Source organism: Polaromonas sp. P4_F9 (assembly GCF_056401235.1).
Genome location: NZ_JBFUJT010000016.1, coordinates 99,569 through 114,751, shown reverse-complemented (window position 1 = coordinate 114,751; position 15,183 = coordinate 99,569). Strand labels below are relative to the sequence as shown.

The 15,183-nt window shown below is 64.9% G+C and carries 14 protein-coding genes and 1 pseudogene; 5 read left to right on the top strand and 10 right to left on the bottom strand.

Features of this window, described 5'->3' with window-relative positions; all coding sequences use genetic code 11:
* Positions 1-31: 31 nt before the first annotated feature.
* Positions 32-268, top strand: a pseudogene (locus AC1DUB_RS15685) (hypothetical protein); the annotation flags it as partial.
* Positions 265-1,221, top strand: coding sequence for a glutathione synthase (gene gshB / locus AC1DUB_RS15680; RefSeq protein ID WP_477730284.1), 957 nt, complete (start codon positions 265-267; stop codon positions 1,219-1,221). The pseudogene AC1DUB_RS15685 and the gene gshB, both read left to right, overlap by 4 nt.
* Positions 1,222-1,245: 24 nt before the next feature.
* On the opposite strand, the gene AC1DUB_RS15675 is transcribed toward gshB, so the two are convergent.
* The 6 genes from AC1DUB_RS15675 to AC1DUB_RS15650 all read right to left on the bottom strand — a co-directional run bounded on the left by AC1DUB_RS15675 (position 1,246) and on the right by AC1DUB_RS15650 (position 7,648).
* A complete protein-coding gene (locus AC1DUB_RS15675; RefSeq protein WP_477730283.1) occupies positions 1,246-2,034 on the bottom strand; it encodes a class II glutamine amidotransferase in 789 nt (262 codons plus the stop codon).
* Positions 2,035-2,036: 2 nt separating this feature from the next.
* The gene (locus tag AC1DUB_RS15670) at positions 2,037-3,497 is read right to left on the bottom strand and encodes an MFS transporter (RefSeq protein ID WP_477730294.1); all 1,461 of its coding nucleotides are present in this window, start codon (positions 3,495-3,497) and stop codon (positions 2,037-2,039) included.
* A 291-nt stretch (positions 3,498-3,788) separates the two neighbouring features.
* Positions 3,789-4,748 carry a Bug family tripartite tricarboxylate transporter substrate binding protein gene (locus tag AC1DUB_RS15665; RefSeq protein WP_477730282.1) on the bottom strand — a complete coding sequence of 320 codons (960 nt, stop codon included), beginning with the start codon at positions 4,746-4,748 and terminating at the stop codon, positions 3,789-3,791.
* Between the two features lie 30 nt (positions 4,749-4,778).
* Positions 4,779-4,967 (bottom strand): DUF2783 domain-containing protein, encoded by a 189-nt coding sequence (locus tag AC1DUB_RS15660; RefSeq protein WP_477730281.1) that lies wholly within the window; start codon positions 4,965-4,967, stop codon positions 4,779-4,781.
* Positions 4,968-4,978: 11 nt separating this feature from the next.
* Complete coding sequence (locus tag AC1DUB_RS15655) at positions 4,979-6,670, bottom strand: FAD-dependent oxidoreductase (RefSeq protein ID WP_477730280.1); 1,692 nt, start codon at positions 6,668-6,670, stop codon at positions 4,979-4,981.
* An 18-nt stretch (positions 6,671-6,688) separates the two neighbouring features.
* Positions 6,689-7,648, bottom strand: a complete 960-nt coding sequence (locus AC1DUB_RS15650; RefSeq protein ID WP_477730279.1) for an MBL fold metallo-hydrolase — start codon at positions 7,646-7,648, stop codon at positions 6,689-6,691.
* Positions 7,649-7,812: 164 nt separating this feature from the next.
* Here AC1DUB_RS15650 and AC1DUB_RS15645 point away from each other — a divergent pair, with 164 nt between their 5' ends.
* On the top strand, positions 7,813-8,643 hold the full coding sequence (locus AC1DUB_RS15645) for an IclR family transcriptional regulator (RefSeq protein WP_477730278.1): 831 nt from the start codon (positions 7,813-7,815) through the stop codon (positions 8,641-8,643).
* Positions 8,644-8,875: 232 nt separating this feature from the next.
* Here the strand turns inward: AC1DUB_RS15645 and AC1DUB_RS15640 are convergent, their stop codons facing one another.
* On the bottom strand, positions 8,876-9,067 hold the full coding sequence (locus AC1DUB_RS15640; RefSeq protein WP_305636226.1) for a 4-oxalocrotonate tautomerase: 192 nt from the start codon (positions 9,065-9,067) through the stop codon (positions 8,876-8,878).
* A 217-nt stretch (positions 9,068-9,284) separates the two neighbouring features.
* Here AC1DUB_RS15640 and AC1DUB_RS15635 point away from each other — a divergent pair, with 217 nt between their 5' ends.
* On the top strand, positions 9,285-10,658 hold the full coding sequence (locus AC1DUB_RS15635; protein ID WP_477730277.1) for a zinc-binding metallopeptidase family protein: 1,374 nt from the start codon (positions 9,285-9,287) through the stop codon (positions 10,656-10,658).
* Between the two features lie 50 nt (positions 10,659-10,708).
* Positions 10,709-11,044 (top strand): hypothetical protein, encoded by a 336-nt coding sequence (locus tag AC1DUB_RS15630; protein ID WP_477721607.1) that lies wholly within the window; start codon positions 10,709-10,711, stop codon positions 11,042-11,044.
* Between the two features lie 69 nt (positions 11,045-11,113).
* Here the strand turns inward: AC1DUB_RS15630 and AC1DUB_RS15625 are convergent, their stop codons facing one another.
* The 3 genes from AC1DUB_RS15625 to AC1DUB_RS15615 all read right to left on the bottom strand — a co-directional run bounded on the left by AC1DUB_RS15625 (position 11,114) and on the right by AC1DUB_RS15615 (position 15,034).
* The gene (locus AC1DUB_RS15625) at positions 11,114-11,893 is read right to left on the bottom strand and encodes a Crp/Fnr family transcriptional regulator (protein ID WP_477730276.1); all 780 of its coding nucleotides are present in this window, start codon (positions 11,891-11,893) and stop codon (positions 11,114-11,116) included.
* Positions 11,894-12,094: 201 nt separating this feature from the next.
* Entirely contained in the window at positions 12,095-12,253 is a 159-nt protein-coding gene (locus AC1DUB_RS15620; RefSeq protein WP_477730275.1) for a hypothetical protein, read from the bottom strand.
* A 174-nt stretch (positions 12,254-12,427) separates the two neighbouring features.
* Entirely contained in the window at positions 12,428-15,034 is a 2,607-nt protein-coding gene (locus AC1DUB_RS15615; protein WP_477730274.1) for a DUF1631 family protein, read from the bottom strand.
* Between the last annotated feature and the right edge of the window lie 149 nt (positions 15,035-15,183).

Genomic DNA, 15,183 nt, shown 5'->3' with positions numbered 1-15,183 from the left:
AGGGATGCAATTCTTCAAAGACCTCAACCTCGCGGCCGTCACCGGTTTGCTGACCGCCTTTCCCAAGGAATTGGTGGCGGCCATTGCCGGGCTGGCGGCCGCGGTCCGGGACGAGTCCCATCGTGAAGCCGCGCTTATCACATTTCTCGTGACGCTGTCGGGCGGGGTCGCCGGCGCGATGGCGCTGTTTGTACAACAATACAGGCAACAGCGCCGTCCGCCCCTGCCGCGGCCGGCAGCCGATTCACTGACCACCTCCACGCCATGAACCTACTTTTTGTTGCCGATCCGCTGGCATCTTTCAAGATCTACAAAGACACCACGTTTGCCATGATGCGGGAAGCGCAGCGCCGCGGGCACCGCATCAGCGCGTGCGAGCCGCAGGACATGAGCTGGCAAACCGGTGCCAGGGTCACAGCCCAGGTGCGTAACATCACGCTGACGGGCGACGCCGATGACTGGTTTGCGCAAGACGCGGCGCGGCCCGACGGGCGCGTGGCTGTGGCAGGTTTTGATGCCGTGGTGATGCGCAAGGACCCACCGTTTGACAGCGAGTATTTCTACAGCACGCACCTGCTGGAGCAGGCCGAGCGCGAGGGGGCGAAAGTCTTCAACAAGCCGCGTGCCCTGCGCGACCACCCTGAAAAGCTCGCCATCCTGGAGTTCGCGCAGTTCAGCGGGCCGACGCTGGTCACGCGCAGCGCAGCCGACATCAAGCGCTTTCACGCCGAGCACAAGGACATCATCCTCAAGCCGCTTGACGGCATGGGCGGCATGGGCATCTTCCGCGTGAAGGAAGACGGCCTGAACCTGGGCAGCATCACCGAAACGCTGAACAAAAATGGCGCGCAAAGCGTGATGGTGCAGAAGTTCCTGCCGGAGATTGCCAAGGGCGACAAGCGTGTGCTGGTGATTGGCGGCAAGCCGGTGCCCTTCAGCCTGGCGCGCATCCCGCAAGGCAGCGAGGTGCGCGGCAACCTGGCCGCCGGCGGCCTGGGGGTGGCGCAGCCCTTGTCCACGCGCGACTTCGAAATTGCCGAGGCGCTGGGCCCGGTGCTCGCTGCGCGCGGCCTGTTGCTGGCCGGGGTGGACGTGATTGGCGACTATGTGACCGAGATCAACGTCACCAGTCCCACCTGCTTCCAGGAAATCGCCGACCAGACCGGTTTTGATGTTGCAGCGATGTTCATCGACGCCCTGGAGCAGGCGCTCAAGAGCTGACAGGCAACGCGCCGCCGGCGCTGCTCAGGCGGTCACCAGTGCACCGTTCTCGAACACCTTGAGTTCACCGGGGGCAAAAGCCGTCCAGTTTTCGTTGGTGGTGAGCGGCGCCGTGACGACCACGGCCACCCGATCGCTCGGGCTGGTCTGCTCGGCAAAGTTGACACTCACGTCTTCGTCGCTCAGGGTGGCATGGGTAAACGGGTGGCGGCGCTCCACGTAGTACAGGCTGGTCGACGCATGGGCCCACAGCGCCTGCCCGTTGCTCATCAAGAAATTGAAGGTGCCGTGGGGTGCAATCTGCGCCGCCAGTTCGCGCAGCGTGATGCTCAGTTCCTGCACGCTGGGGACGCCGGCGTGGGATTTGGCCAGCTCCTGCATGATCCAGCAAAAAGCCCGCTCGCTGTCGGTGGTGCCGACAGGCCGGAAACTGCCATGCAGCCGTGGCGCAAAATCTTTCAGGTCGCCATTGTGCGCAAACACCCAGTAGCGGCCCCACAACTCGCGCACAAAAGGGTGGCAGTTTTCCAGCGCCACGCGGCCCTGCGTGGCCTTGCGGATGTGCGAGATGACGTTGCGGCTTTTGATCGGGTAGCGGCGAATCAGGTCGGCCACGGGCGACTCGCAGGCCGGCTGGTGGTCGACGAAATGGCGCAGGCCCTTGTCGCTGTCTGCACTGCCCGAGCCCTCAAAAAAGGCAATGCCCCAGCCGTCGGTGTGTTGGTCGGTGTGCCCGCCGCGCTGCGCAAAACCGCGAAAGCTGAAGGTCACGTCCGTCGGCGCGTTGCAGTTCATGCCCAGCAATTGGCACATGGTCAGTCCGCCTTCGAGGGTTCGGGCAAAGGCGCTGGCACGGGCGCTGGCGCCCTCAGCTGCCAGGCCGCCACCATGGCCAGCGCGCACAGGGCGGCCAGCATCAAGAAGGCCTCGTTGAAGGCCGCCAGCCGCGCGGCGCTGCCGACGGGGTTGGCCAGTGAATCGCCATGCGCGGCGAGGCGCGACTCCAGCACAATGCCACACAGGCTCACGCCGATCGCACCGCCCAGCATGCGCAGGAAATTGATGGCGCTGGCGCCCTGGGACAGCAGGTGTTCATGCAGCGGCCGCAGCGAGCCGAGGTTCAGCGAGGGCAGGATGAAGCCCAGCCCGATGCGGCCCAGCGTGGCCCAGAGCATCAGCAGCCACAGCGCCGACGCCAGGGTCACGCTTAGCATCAGCGCGAACGACGCGGCCAGCAAGGCCAGGCCGATGCTGACCAGCAGCCAGGTCGGGTGGCGGTCGGCCAGCCGGCCCACGCCGGCGATGGTGGCGGCCAGCACCAGGCCGGCGGGCAACAGGATGGTGCCCACGTGCGAGGCCGACAGGTTCAGGCCCAGTTGCATGTACACCGGCAGCAGGTAGGTGGAGCCGAACAGCGCCGTGCCGTAAATAAAGGCCACGATGCTGCCCATGGCGAAGGGGCGGTAGCCGAAGAGGGCGAGGTTCATCAGCGGCGCGCCACCCGTGGCGGCCAGGCGGCGTTGCCACCCCACAAACACCAGCAGCGCCACTGCCGCAGCGCCCAACAGCCCCAGCGCCGGCAGCCGGTCGCCGCCGTGCAGTTCCACCATGCCATTGAGCAGGCACAAGGTGCCCACGGCGGCCAGCAGCAGGCCGCGCCAGTCAATCATGGCACCGTTGCGGTTGGCGGGCGCCCCGCCGGGTGCGGTGGCCGGCACATAGCGCCAGGCCAGCCACAGCGACACCAGGCACAGCGGCACCACCATGAAGAAAATCGAGCGCCAGCCGAACAGGTCGACGAGGATGCCGCCGATGCTGGGCCCCAGGGCCGGGGCCAGCACCACGCCCATGCCAAAGAGGCCGCTGGCACGGCCCTGTTCGTGGGGGCCGAAGGCGCGCATGATGATGATGGCCGGGATCGGCTGCACGATGCCCGCGGCCAGCCCCTCGGCCACACGCGCACCCAGCACCAGGCCGAAGCTGTTGGCCAGGCCGCCGACCACGCCGCCGGCCATCAGCAGCAGCATGGTGCCGGCATACGTGCGGCGGTAGCCATAGCGCGCCAGCAGCCACGGTGTGGTGAGCATGGAAACCGTCGTGGCCGCCATGAATCCGGAAGTGACCCATTGCGCACGCTCCTGCCCCAGCGCGAAATGCTGGCTCATGTCGGGAATCGCCACATTGACGATGGTCGACGACATGATGGAGGCCATGGTGCCTATCATCACCGACAGCAGCAACAGCCAGCGGTAACGCGGGCCGTAGCGCGCCTGCATGTCGGCGAGCGAGGAGGGGGCGGCGGGGGCGGTCACAAAAAGATCCGTCGGATGTATGCCAACCGATTGTGCCAGCTGCCTGCGTCGCTGTCCGGGCTCCGGGACGGAGGAGGCCTGCGGCTCTTATGTCACGGGTACGGCCTTGGCCCAGCACCGATTCGCTGGCTTCGCCCGGCCCGACGCGCCTGGCGCGGGGCGCGGTCGAACTTCGCGCGGAAGGGCTGGAACGGCTGGTATTTCCAGGCCCGGATGCGCAATCAGGGCAGGAGCTGCAGAGCTATTTCCGTATGTTCAGTCAACCTTGATGCCGTTGTCGCGGATCAACCGCCCCCAGCGCTCGCGCTCGCTCTTGACGTAGCTGGCCATCTGCGCCGGCGTACCGGGCAGGCCCTCGACACCGAGCGCCTGAAAGCGTGCCTTGACCGTGGTCGAGTTCAGCGCGTCAACCAGTGCCTTGTTGAGCTTGGTGACTGTCTCGGGCGGCGTGCCGGCGGGCACCGAAAGACCTTGCCATGCGTAGGCCTCGAAGCCGGTCAGCCCCTGCTCGGCGAGCGTCGGCACGTCGGGCAAGGTGGCAATGCGCTGGGCGCTCGCCACGCCGATGGCCTTGACCTTGCCGGCCAGCACAAACTGGTTGCCGCTCGCGCTATCGACCAGCATGAAGGGGACAACGCCGCCCAGGATGTCCTGCATCGCCGGCGCCGCGCCGCGGTAGGGCACATGCGTCATCTTGAGGCCGGTTTTCTCGCGCAGCATTTCGGTCGCCAGGTGGTGCGGACTACCCGCGCCGGCCGAGGCGTAGTTGATGCCGTTCGGCTGCGACTTGGCCCAGGCCAGGAACTCCTGGAGGTTTTTCACCGGCACGTTCGCACCCACCACCAGCACCAGCGGAAAGCGTGCCAGCATGCCGACCGGCATCAGGTCCTTCTCGGCGTTGTAGCTGAGTTTGGAAAACAAAAAAGGATTGGCCGCGAGCGTCGCGAAGTCGGCCGTGAACATCATGTGGCCATAGTCTTTCGAGCGTGCCACATAATCGGCCGCGATGTTGGTCGCCGCGCCGGGCTTGTTGTTGATGATGATGGTCTGACTGAGCGCCTTCGACATGGTTTCGGCGGTGGCGCGCGCCACCGAGTCCGAGCCGCCGCCGGCCGCGTAGCCGACGACCCATTCGATCGGTTTGCTGTCTTGCGCCGCGGCCGCGAAGGCGGTGAACGACAGGGCCAGGGCGAGAATGCGGGAAGTGAATGTCATGAATGTCTCCTTGGGGTTGGGGTGCGGGAATCAGGCGCGCTGCGCTGCGGCGAAGGCCTCACGCAATACAGCGAGCGCGCCGACGTGGTTGGCTAGCACCAGCACGAGACGCGCGTTGAGGGCGTGGCTCTCTTCGGTCGAGAGCCCCTGGTGGGCTTCGATCAGCGCTTCGTAAAAATCGTCGGGCGCATCGAGGTTCGGGGAGGTGATCAGATTCATGGCGGGCTCCTTCATGCCTTGGCGAGTGCGTGGTCCAGTGCGGTGCGGACGGCTTGGGCGCTGGGCTGCCGCCAGCGTGCGCAGACGTGGTGGTCGGGCCGCAGCAGGTAGACGGTGCCGGGCCGTGCGTCGTAGCGCTGGGTAGCGAGCGCGTGAACGCTGCTCAATGCGATGCGCACCACCTTCATGGCCGGGTCGGCCTCGGCGACTGCGCGCACGCTGCGCTCGGCCAGATCACCGCCACCACTGTCGTCGCCGAACACCAGCGCGCTGAAACCCCTGGGGTTCAGTTCGCGTAGCAGCCAGCCGGCGCTGCCGTCGGTGCAAGCGACAGGCGCGTCGGCGGCCGGTGCGCCGGGCACCAGCTGGCTGTCGAAGACGTCGGTATCGGCGGTGTTCAGCACGGAGCCGTGCAGCGTGGACGGCACCGAGAGCCGGCCGCTGTTGACCAGCGTGCGCGCAAAGCCGTGGCGCTTGGCCAGTTCGAGCACCGCGTCGCGGAACAGCCGGCTGATCTCGCTCTTGGGCGTGATGAAGTCGGTGGCCCGCGTGGAATTGCGGATGTTCTCGTCGGCCGCGTATTCGCGCTCGCTGGCGTAGCTGTCGAGCAGCGCATCGGGCGCGTCACCGCGCACGACCGCCGCCAGTTTCCAGGCCAGGTTCTCGGCGTCCTGCACGCCCGAGTTGGCACCGCGGGCGCCGAAGGGCGACACGCCGTGCGCCGAGTCGCCGGCGAACAGCACGCGGCCATGGCGGAAGCTGTCCATGCGCAGGCAGGCGAAGGTGTAGACGCTGGCCCATTCGAGCTCGAACTGCGCGTCCTTCATCGCCGAGTTGGCCAGCAGGGCCTTGACGCGCGGAATGATGTTCTCGGGCTTTTTTTCGTGCTCGGGATCGGCATCCCAGCCGAGCTGGAAGTCGATGCGCCAGACGTTGTCGGGCTGCATGTGCAGCAGCACGCTCTGGTTCGGATGAAACTCGGGGTCGAACCAGAACCAGCGCTCGGCTGGCCGGTCCAACTTCATCTTCACATCGGCAATCAGGAAGCGGTCGCGAAAGGTGCGGCCATGGCTTTCCTGCCCGATCAACTGGCGCAGGCTGGAGCGCGAGCCGTCGCAGGCGGCGACGTAGCCGGCTTCGATCTGGTAAGCGCCATCGGGCGTTTCCACCGTGAGCAGCGCATGGTCGTCGCGCTGCTCGATGCCGACCACCTTGTTTTTCCAGCGCAGGTCGATCAGCGGCAACTGCGCCGCGCGCTCGGCCAGGTAGCCTTCGACGTAATACTGCTGCAGGTTGATGAAGGCGGGCCGCTCATGGCCAGCTTCGGGCAGCAGGTTGAAGCTGTAGATCTGATCGTTCTTGAAGAACACCTTGCCGACATTCCACGACACGCCCTTGTCCGTCATGCGCTGGCCGCAGCCGAGGCGGTCGAACACCTCGAGCGTGCGCTTGGCAAAGCAGATGGCGCGCGAGCCGGTCGAGAGCGTGCAGTCGTTGTCGAGCAGCACTACCGGCACGTTCTGCTGTGCCAGGTCGATGGCCAGCGCCAGGCCCACCGGACCGGCGCCGACCACCACCACCGGGTGGCGTGCGGGCGGGTGGGCGTCTTGGTCGGCATGACGCTCATAGTCGAACGCCAGCTTCTGGTAATCAACGCCGCGACCCCGGGTGTTTGGAAGTTCTTGCAGTTCTTGCAGTTTCATCTTTGTCTCCTCAGGGGGTCAACCTTCCAGCGTTTCCCACATCTGCTGGTCGCGCTCGGCCGTCCAGATGCGCGGGTCGGGGTACTGTGTCGCCTCGTCGAAGCAGCGGGTCACGTCGAAGGGCATGCAGTGGTCAAAGATCACCCAGTGGCCGTACCTGGGTTTGAGCCTGGCGTAGGTTTCCTTGTAGACCGCGTTGAGGTCCTTCCCGGCCTTCACGCCGGCCTGGACGCTGGCATACACGTCGGCAATGAAATCGCGCGTGCCGGCCAGGCCCTTCTGCACTTCCTCGGGGGTAGTGAGCGCCGCGCCGCGGCCGGGCACCAGTGCCGCCGGCTTGAGCGCCGCCAGGTTGTCCAGCGTCTTCGGCCAGTCCTTGAAGTAGGCGTCGCCGGCATAGGGCGTCGCGTCGAACTCGACCAAGTCGCCCGAGAACAGGATCTTGTCCTTCGGCAGCCAGACCACCGTGTCGCCCTTGGTGTGGCCGCGCCCGAGCTGCAGTAGCTGCACTTCGAGCGAGCCCAGCCACAGCGTCATCTTGCCGGTGAAGGTCAGGGTCGGCCAGGTCAGGCCGGGCGGTACTGATTCCACATCGCGGAACAGACGCGGGAAGCGGCCGATCTCGCTGGCCTTGTCCTGCTCGCCGCGTTCGACGATCAGCTCGTAGGTGTCCTGGCTGGCCAGGATGTGCTCGGGCTGGTAGCCGCTGGCGCCCAGCACACGTACCGCGTGGTAATGCGTCAGGACCACGTACTTGATGGGCTTGTCGGTCACCTCGCGGATGCGGCGCACCACGTCGGCCGCCATGGCCGGCGTGGCCTGGGTGTCGGCCACCAGCACGCAGTCGTCGCCGATGACGATGCCGGTGTTGGGGTCGCCTTCGGCCGTGTAGGCGTAGGCGTTGTCCGAAAGCCTGGTGAAGGTGACCTGTTTCTCGTCGAGGTCGGCTTGGGAGGCGAATTTCTTGGGGCTGCTCATGAGATCTCCGGAGTTGGCGGGGCAGAATTAAATTTGTCTATTGCAAATCGATTTGTCAATTTTATGCAAAAGTTTGCTATTGTCAAATCGATTTGTGAAATGATTGGTGCTTGTGGCCACCAGCCACCCCCCACCCCCTTCACACCTCAACCGGGAAGCCAGCCATGGACAAGGACGAACACGATCACCAGAAAGAACATAAAGAGCAGCGGGCCGTGCAGTCGGTCGAGATAGGCGGGCGGCTGCTGCTAGCGCTGGCCGAGCACCCAAGCCCCATGACGCTGAAGGATCTGGCGGCCAAGGCCGGCCTGCCGGCGTCGCGCGCGCACACCTATCTGGTGAGTTTTGGCAGGCTGCGCCTGATCGAGCAGGACGCGGTCACAGGCCGTTACGCGCTGGGCGCGGCGGCGTTGCAGGTGGGGCTGAGCTGCCTGCACCAACTCGATCCCCTGAAAGCCGCCACGCCGGTGGCCGAGGCGCTGGCGCTGGCCATCGACCAGACGGTGGCCATCGCGGTGTGGGCCAATTTCGGCCCGACGATCGTGCGCTATATCGAGGCCAGCCAGCCGCTGCACGTCAATATGCGCATGGGCACGGTCATGTCCATCCTGGGCACGGCCACGGGGCGGGCTTTTGTCGCCGCGCTACCCAAGCAGCGACTGGAGCAGTCCATGCTGGGTGCCTGGGGCGATGCGCCCCGGCGGCTGGACCGCAGCGCCGTGAAGGACCTGGACCAGGAGATCAAGAACATCAAGGCTGAAATGCAGCAGCACGGCGTGGTACGGGCAATGGGGCGGCCGATTCCCGGCGTCAATGCCTTCAGTGCCGCCGCGCTGGACCACGAGGGCAACGCCGCGCTGGTGATCACGGCGCTGGGCCATGAGGATAATTTTCCGGCGGACTGGGACTCCGATATCGCCCGCGCCGTGCGCCAGGCGGCGGCGGATGTGTCGTTGCGGCTGGGCTACCGGGTCAAGGCGTCAATTGGGCCTTAGAGCCGCTAACAAAACCCTCCTGGCGTTGTTGCGCCGCCTTGCCGTGCTACAGCACTGTCTGCGGCGGCACGCCTAGCCAGGACCGCTTCGCTGGGTTTTGTTAGCGGCTCTTAGCCCGGGCGGGATGGGCGCTGCAAGCCATTAAGCGATTAACTTGCATGCCGGCCGCAGCGCGCCTGCCGGTCGGCGAGCGAAGCAGGGGATGCGGACGGGCTTGAAAATTTCCTGGCGCTCAGCTTCTGGGTTCGGACCAGAGCTTGCCGCCGGTGGCCCAGTTCTCGCGCTTGATGTCGGTGATGATGATGTCGACCGAATCAGGCTGGCCGCCGAGAATCTCGACGCTGACGCGGGTGATGGCTTCGGCGAGCTTTTTCTTTTGCTCGACGGTGCGGCCTTCCATCATTTCTACATGGTATGTGGGCATGGGTTCCTTGGGTGATAGTTGAAGATGACCAGATGATAAAAGTAAAAGCAAGGGCTGATCGAGCAAGGGCTGGCCGGCAGGCGGAAGTTTGCTGAACTGAAAGTGCCGGGTGCCGGGTGTCGCTTATCCGGGTGTCACTTATGTCAGCAGGCGCTTACACGCGCACAAGGCTCACTGCCCTCACGTCGCCGTCATCAAACGTGGGACACTGGAAGCCATGGAAGTGCAGGGTTCTGCAGGTTCCTTTTTTTCCGGCACATCTCGCGTGTGCCTTTTACCTTTGTCATTCAATACGTTTCCAAACACCGCGGATCAACCCCTGCCCCTGCTGGCAGGGCGTAATTACCGCTGCCAGTGCGGGCAGCCGGTCTTTTTTCGCAACAGCAAATGCCTGGCTTGCGACACCCCGCTGGGCTACGACCCGGAGCGCGGCATGTTGCTGCCCCTCATGCCGGGGCCACGAGAGGGCACCTGGCGGGAGTGGCAGGCGCAGGCCGCGCCCGCCAAGGCCACTCCCGACGACGCGCATCCGCCCTTGTTGCAGGACATCCCCGGCCAGCAATCCGCCAACCCCCCAACCGCCGCTCCCGGGCCGGACGTCGCCGGGACCGTGTCTGGAGCCGTGTCTGAGAGCGGCGCACCGGTGTACAAGCGATGCCTGAATCTTTCGACGCCGGCTTCCTGCAACTGGCTGATATCCGTCGAAGACCCGCACGACATGTGCCGGGCCTGCAGGCTGAACCGCACCATCCCCGACCTCACCGACCCGGCCCTGCCGGACAACGGCTATCTGTGGGGCCAGGTGGAACTGGCCAAGCGCCGCCTGGTCTCGTCGCTGATCCTCCTGAAGCTGCCCGTGGCGTCGCGCATGAGCGAGGACCCCGAGCGCGGCCTGATGTTTGATTTTTTGCATTCCCCCCTCAACGGGCCGCACATCATGACCGGCCACAACACCGGCCTCATCACGCTCAACATCGATGAAGCCGATGATGCCAAGCGGGAGGCGGTGCGCAAAGCCCTGCGCGAGCCCTACCGGACACTGCTGGGGCATTTGCGCCATGAGGTCGGCCACTACTACTGGGGCCGCCTGATCGCCGGCACCCACTGGCATGAGGGCTTTTCCTGGCTCTTTGGCAATGAGTCGGTGGATTACCTGGCCAGTCTCCAGCGCAACTACGACGAAGGTCCGCCGCCGGATTGGCCCATGCATTTCGTGAGCGCCTATGCCAGCGCCCATCCATGGGAAGACTGGGCCGAATGCTGGGCTCACTACCTGCACATGCGCGATGCGATTGACACCGCACTGAGCTTTGGCCTGAGCGTGGATCGCTTCGACCTGGAGTTCACGCCCTTCACCCTTGACGCCCTGTATCAGCCGGAGCATCCCGAGGCGGGGCAGTTCCTGGCGTTCCTGAACCACTGGACGCGTCTCACCACCATGCTGAACGAAATGTCGCGCAGCATGGGTCAGCCCGACTTCTATCCATTTGCGTTGCCTCTCAATGTGGTGGGAAAACTGCATTTCATTCACCTGGTGGTGACCTCGGGCAGCTGGCTGGACACCGGCCATCGTGGTGCGGTTGACGGGTGATCGACGGCCGCAGCATGCGGTACAGTGTGCCCACACTGCCTCCATCTCCCATGCCCAGCAAGCCCCGTGGCCACCATTACAGCGTGTATGTGATCGAGCTGGCGCCCGAGGTCTGGGATGCGGCACGGTTTCGCCGCGCCAATCCCGACTACCAGCTGGGCAGACCGTTTGTGTATGTCGGCATGACCGGGCTGGACCCGGACGTGCGCTTTGACAAACACAAGGCCGGCATCCAGTCGAACCGCTTTGTGCGCGATTTCGGTGTGCGCCTGATGCCCGAGCTGTACGCCATGTACAACCCCATGCCGTACGAAGGTGCGCGCGACATGGAAGTCGAGCTGGGCATTGGTTTGCGGGAAGCCGGCTATGGTGTCTGGCAGGCTTGAATGCCAGATGGCCACCGCCCGTGCCCCCTGCCGCGGTGTGAGCGGGCAGCGCTGCGCTGCACCCTTCCCCTAAAAAAGGGTAGCGCTTGCCCGGGGCGGCCCACCCGGAGAATTGTCTTCAAGCGCCTTCAGCGGCAGCGTCAATGCGCGGTCGTAGGCCATCAGGTCGGCCCGGTAGCACGGGCAGGCTTGTGCTTGCAGCCTGGCTTCATCAAGCAGCATCAGGTAGCCCCGGCTGTAGCTGATCAGGCCCATTTTTTGAAACACGCTGGCTGCCTGCGACACGCTCTCGCGCCGGACACCCGCCATCAGGCCCAGGGCTTCATGGGTGAGAAAGAGCTCCCCGGAATGGGCTCGGTCGCGCGTCATCAGCAGCCAGCGCGCCAGGCGCTGCGGCACCGTGTGGTAGTGCAGGCAGGCCGCCTGCTGCGCCATATGGCTTGCAAAAACGTCGACGTAGCGGTGCAGGACATTGCGCAGACAGGCATCTTCAGCTCGCCGCAGTCGCAATGCATTGCGGTGGATCTTGAAGGCGCGCCCTGCACCCAGCACCAGACTGGTAAACGACGAGGCGGCCACACCCAGCATGAGCGAGGTGTGGCACATGCCCTCGCTGCCGACCAGGGCAACGCCAAGGCCCGGGGCCTGGACCTGCTCCACCGGCAGGATCACCGAGACAAAGCCTTCCACGGGAAAGTAGGCGTGCTCGGGCGTCTGGCCGGCTTCTATCAGCACCGTCTGGGGCTTGAGCTCAACCAACTCGCTGTGTTCAATGAACATGGCGCGTTCGTACGCCGGCAGTGCTGAGATCAGCCGGTTGGCCAGAGACAGATCTTTTTGAAACGACAAGGCACCTCCTGTTGGCTTTGCGGACAACGAGTGGTGCGTACTAGTCTAGACGCTTCACTCGCCGCACAAGCGAAGCTATTGCTGCGATCTGCATCCATGTGTATCCAGGCCTGCTGGAAAAAAAGCAATGGGGCAATGGGGCAATGAGGCAATGAGGCAATGAGGCAATGGGCGGACAAGCCGCGGCGGACCCCGCCAGGCTCAAACCGGGGTTTTGCGGACCGGATCTTCGGCGTCGGGGATCCCCGGCGCGGGCAAGTCCCTGTCGTCAGGCTGCACGGGCAGGCTGGGCGGGTCATCGGGCTCATCAACCGGCGGTGCGCCGGGAAGGGGCGGGGGCCGTGGGTGGCTGGACTTCATGGTTCGATCTCGTGAGGAATTTATTGTGGCAAGTTCGGGCTGTTACACCTGAAAGCAATCCAAAAAAACCCTTCCTGCATGCCGGTCGAGGCCGATGGCGGTCGGTCGAGGTCGGTAGCGCCAGCCGTATCGCCACCTTCAGGGTTGGCGGACAAGGAAAAAGCGTTTGCGAGCTTAAACGCTCATGAGGTCCGCTGATGCCGGAACCTCACCGGGCGTGCTGGCAGGGGTGTCCGCTTCCAGGGCCAGCGCGTCAAGCGCCTGGCCGACGACGCCTTGTGTATCGACGGGCCGCAGAAGGCGGTCCCGGATCAGTCGCTCGCAGCTTCGCCGTGTCATGGAATGGGGTTGCCCGCCATGGCTCACAAACATGAAGAGGGTGCCTTTGGTGCCGGCCCAGATCAGCTGGGCGCGCAGCCAGCGGTGCTTGGAGTACAGGTCGACCCAGTGCCCCGCCCGCAGGCCGAGCAGCAACCGTTCGGCTTCGGCCGGGGCGATGGCCGGGCCGGTTGCTGGAGAAAGAACGTCCTGCTGCTGTGCCGCCGGCTGTGTTCCTGGGGTCCCGGCCGGATCGCCGGCTGCCGCTGACTCGGCCACGGCCACGACCACGGCAGGGGTGTCGTCTTCCAGGGGCGCGAGTTCCCCGGGCGCAGTGGGCAGCGTGTCTTCAAAACCGGCTGCGTCCAGGTCATCGCGGCCCAGCCAGGGCGGCGCGGCAGATCGGGCCTCGCGGGGCTCGGTGGTGGGGTCCGTGATGAACGTGGTGGTGCGGGCCTCTTCAGGCTCCAGCGGCATGGCGCCGGACTCTTCCGCGTCACGCTGGCTCTTGAGCCGGCGCAGCTTGAGTACCGGCCTGTGCAGCTTCATCAGCTCGTCAAAAAAAACCTCGCTTTCGCGCGGGTCCTGGCCCAGCAAGGTCAGTCCTGCGTGAAGTTTGCCCAGCAGGCTCGGCAGCATCTCGAACAGTTTGGCGGGACGCTTCAACGTCACTCCACGCTTGACGCTCCACAGCAGGTCGGGCACCACCGAGCCAAAGCCTTCCGGGTCGACCTGGTTGCGCGTGTCGGTGAGCCTGGCATGGGCCATGGCGAGCGCCCAGGAGTCGAACAGAAAGTCCAGCACCAGAGCCGGGACATCCCCAAGATCTGAACGCCTGCTCAGTTCCAGGGCAATTTCATCGGCAAGGGTTTGGCGTTCCTCTGCAAAATGCAGGGCCTGCAGCAGGTTGTCGCGGTTTTTGGCCTCCAGCCGGTCCTGTTCGTCCCAGTGTTGGGCCAGTGTGGCCAGCGCGGCATCGAAAGGCTGGGCATTCTTGATATCCAGCCCGTTGAGTTTGTTGAAGGCGCGGATGACCGGCTGGAGAAACTCCGAGAATTCGCTACTGAACTCGTCGTTGTAGCTGAAGCTGCGTTGGGCCACGCGCTCCATCAGCCGCCTGCCGGGGTGGTCCTCGTCACTGAAAAAAAGCGGATCCACCATGGCCAGGCGCATCAGCGACGGCTCCAGCGCCACAATGGCCTCGCGCACCGGCGCCAGCAGGCGCGGGTCCTGCGCCACATGGCTGACCAGCTTGCGTACCACCTCCAGCCCCATCACCTGCCCGACCTGCCTGGCCTCCTTCTTCAGCTGGGTCCGGACAATGTCGCGTTCCCGGGGGCGCCCATAAGCTCCCCAGACCTGCTGGCTCAGCTGGCTGCGTTCATCGACAACCCGCTGGGGGCGGTCGACGGTCGGCATTTTCTGATAGCCGGAAAGCGGTGCCGCGCGTGACTCGAGCGGAGCCTGTGCCGTCTCGCGCGCTGCTTTCAACGCCTTCAGTTCTTCTTCGATGCTGTCGTAATAGGCGGGCGCCAGGCCGCGCTGCGCATTGCTTGCGCCATTGAACAGGAAATCATGGAACAGGTCGCTCTTGACCCCGGGGTCGGACAGGTCGGCAAACTGCGAGGGCCGCAGGGGCTCGTCGGAGACGTAGCCGACCGGCGGCGGTGGGGGCGCGTCATCTCCGCGGCTGGCGCCCTGGGCGCCCTCCGGCCCGGTACCTGTTTGTGGGTTGCCCCGGCTCCTGTTGCCGCCGCTGGCAGGCGTTTGCAGCACGCGATAGCCGGCGCCCTGCACATTGGCCATTTCAAGCTGGTTGATCAGCCGTTCGTACACCAGCTTGAGTTCGCGCCCGAGCGGGGCTGCCAGGTACCGGATCCACAGCGCGCCGATGGCCCGATCGACGGGCACGGCAAAAATCATGTCCTGAAGCGCCTGCGCGAAGACGTCCGGGCGCAGCGGGTTGAGTTCCGGCCGCACATTGGGCAGGCCCTGTACGGCGCTGATCAGCGTGTTGAGTTCCGCGAGGCTTTGCTCGACCGCCGGTAAAACCTGCTGCAACAACCGTGACGACTCAATCGCATGGGATACATCGGCGTCATCCATCAGCGAAAACGCCTCGGTGGAGCTGAGCGTGCTGGTCGCGGTGACGGTGGAAGCGGCCCCCCGGCCCTGAGGCGACACGCCGGCCGGTGCCGAGGCCGCTTGCGCAGCCGCTGCTGCAACCTGGGTTTTGAAAACGGTAAGCAGGTCGGCGCGGTACTGTGCGCTCCAGGGCGCCTTGTGTTTCAGCAACTCGCGGTAGGCTGCAAAAAGCTCTTCGCGCTCTGCCGCATCAGCGCTTTGGCTTTGCGCGAGCTCCAGCGCCGCTACTGCATCCTCGATGCAGCGCTCCATGGCCGGCTTGGCCGCTTTGGCGGCTTCCTCTATGCAGGATTGAAGAACTTCGGGTTGCGAGGCCATCTGGAGCGGGTTTGCGGGAAATTTTTTTTGATAATGACACTCAGCCGGGCAGCTTGCAACCGCGAATGCTTGAACGGAGGAGCCCTGAGGTTAAAGGGCAACGGTAATTTCCTTGGGACACTTGCAAAGTGTTTCAATTGGTTTCTACT

Excerpts from the sequence above, each read along its gene's own strand:
- gshB (WP_477730284.1), top strand. The coding sequence starts at position 265 with ATGAACCTACTTTTTGTTGCCGATCCGCTGGCATCTTTCAAGATCTAC.
- AC1DUB_RS15675 (WP_477730283.1), bottom strand. The coding sequence starts at position 2,034 with ATGTGCCAATTGCTGGGCATGAACTGCAACGCGCCGACGGACGTGACC.
- AC1DUB_RS15670 (WP_477730294.1), bottom strand. The coding sequence starts at position 3,497 with ATGCAGGCGCGCTACGGCCCGCGTTACCGCTGGCTGTTGCTGCTGTCG.
- AC1DUB_RS15665 (WP_477730282.1), bottom strand. The coding sequence starts at position 4,748 with ATGACATTCACTTCCCGCATTCTCGCCCTGGCCCTGTCGTTCACCGCC.
- AC1DUB_RS15660 (WP_477730281.1), bottom strand. The coding sequence starts at position 4,967 with ATGAATCTGATCACCTCCCCGAACCTCGATGCGCCCGACGATTTTTAC.
- AC1DUB_RS15655 (WP_477730280.1), bottom strand. The coding sequence starts at position 6,670 with ATGAAACTGCAAGAACTGCAAGAACTTCCAAACACCCGGGGTCGCGGC.
- AC1DUB_RS15650 (WP_477730279.1), bottom strand. The coding sequence starts at position 7,648 with ATGAGCAGCCCCAAGAAATTCGCCTCCCAAGCCGACCTCGACGAGAAA.
- AC1DUB_RS15645 (WP_477730278.1), top strand. The coding sequence starts at position 7,813 with ATGGACAAGGACGAACACGATCACCAGAAAGAACATAAAGAGCAGCGG.
- AC1DUB_RS15640 (WP_305636226.1), bottom strand. The coding sequence starts at position 9,067 with ATGCCCACATACCATGTAGAAATGATGGAAGGCCGCACCGTCGAGCAA.
- AC1DUB_RS15635 (WP_477730277.1), top strand. The coding sequence starts at position 9,285 with ATGGAAGTGCAGGGTTCTGCAGGTTCCTTTTTTTCCGGCACATCTCGC.
- AC1DUB_RS15630 (WP_477721607.1), top strand. The coding sequence starts at position 10,709 with ATGCCCAGCAAGCCCCGTGGCCACCATTACAGCGTGTATGTGATCGAG.
- AC1DUB_RS15620 (WP_477730275.1), bottom strand. The coding sequence starts at position 12,253 with ATGAAGTCCAGCCACCCACGGCCCCCGCCCCTTCCCGGCGCACCGCCG.
- AC1DUB_RS15615 (WP_477730274.1), bottom strand. The coding sequence starts at position 15,034 with ATGGCCTCGCAACCCGAAGTTCTTCAATCCTGCATAGAGGAAGCCGCC.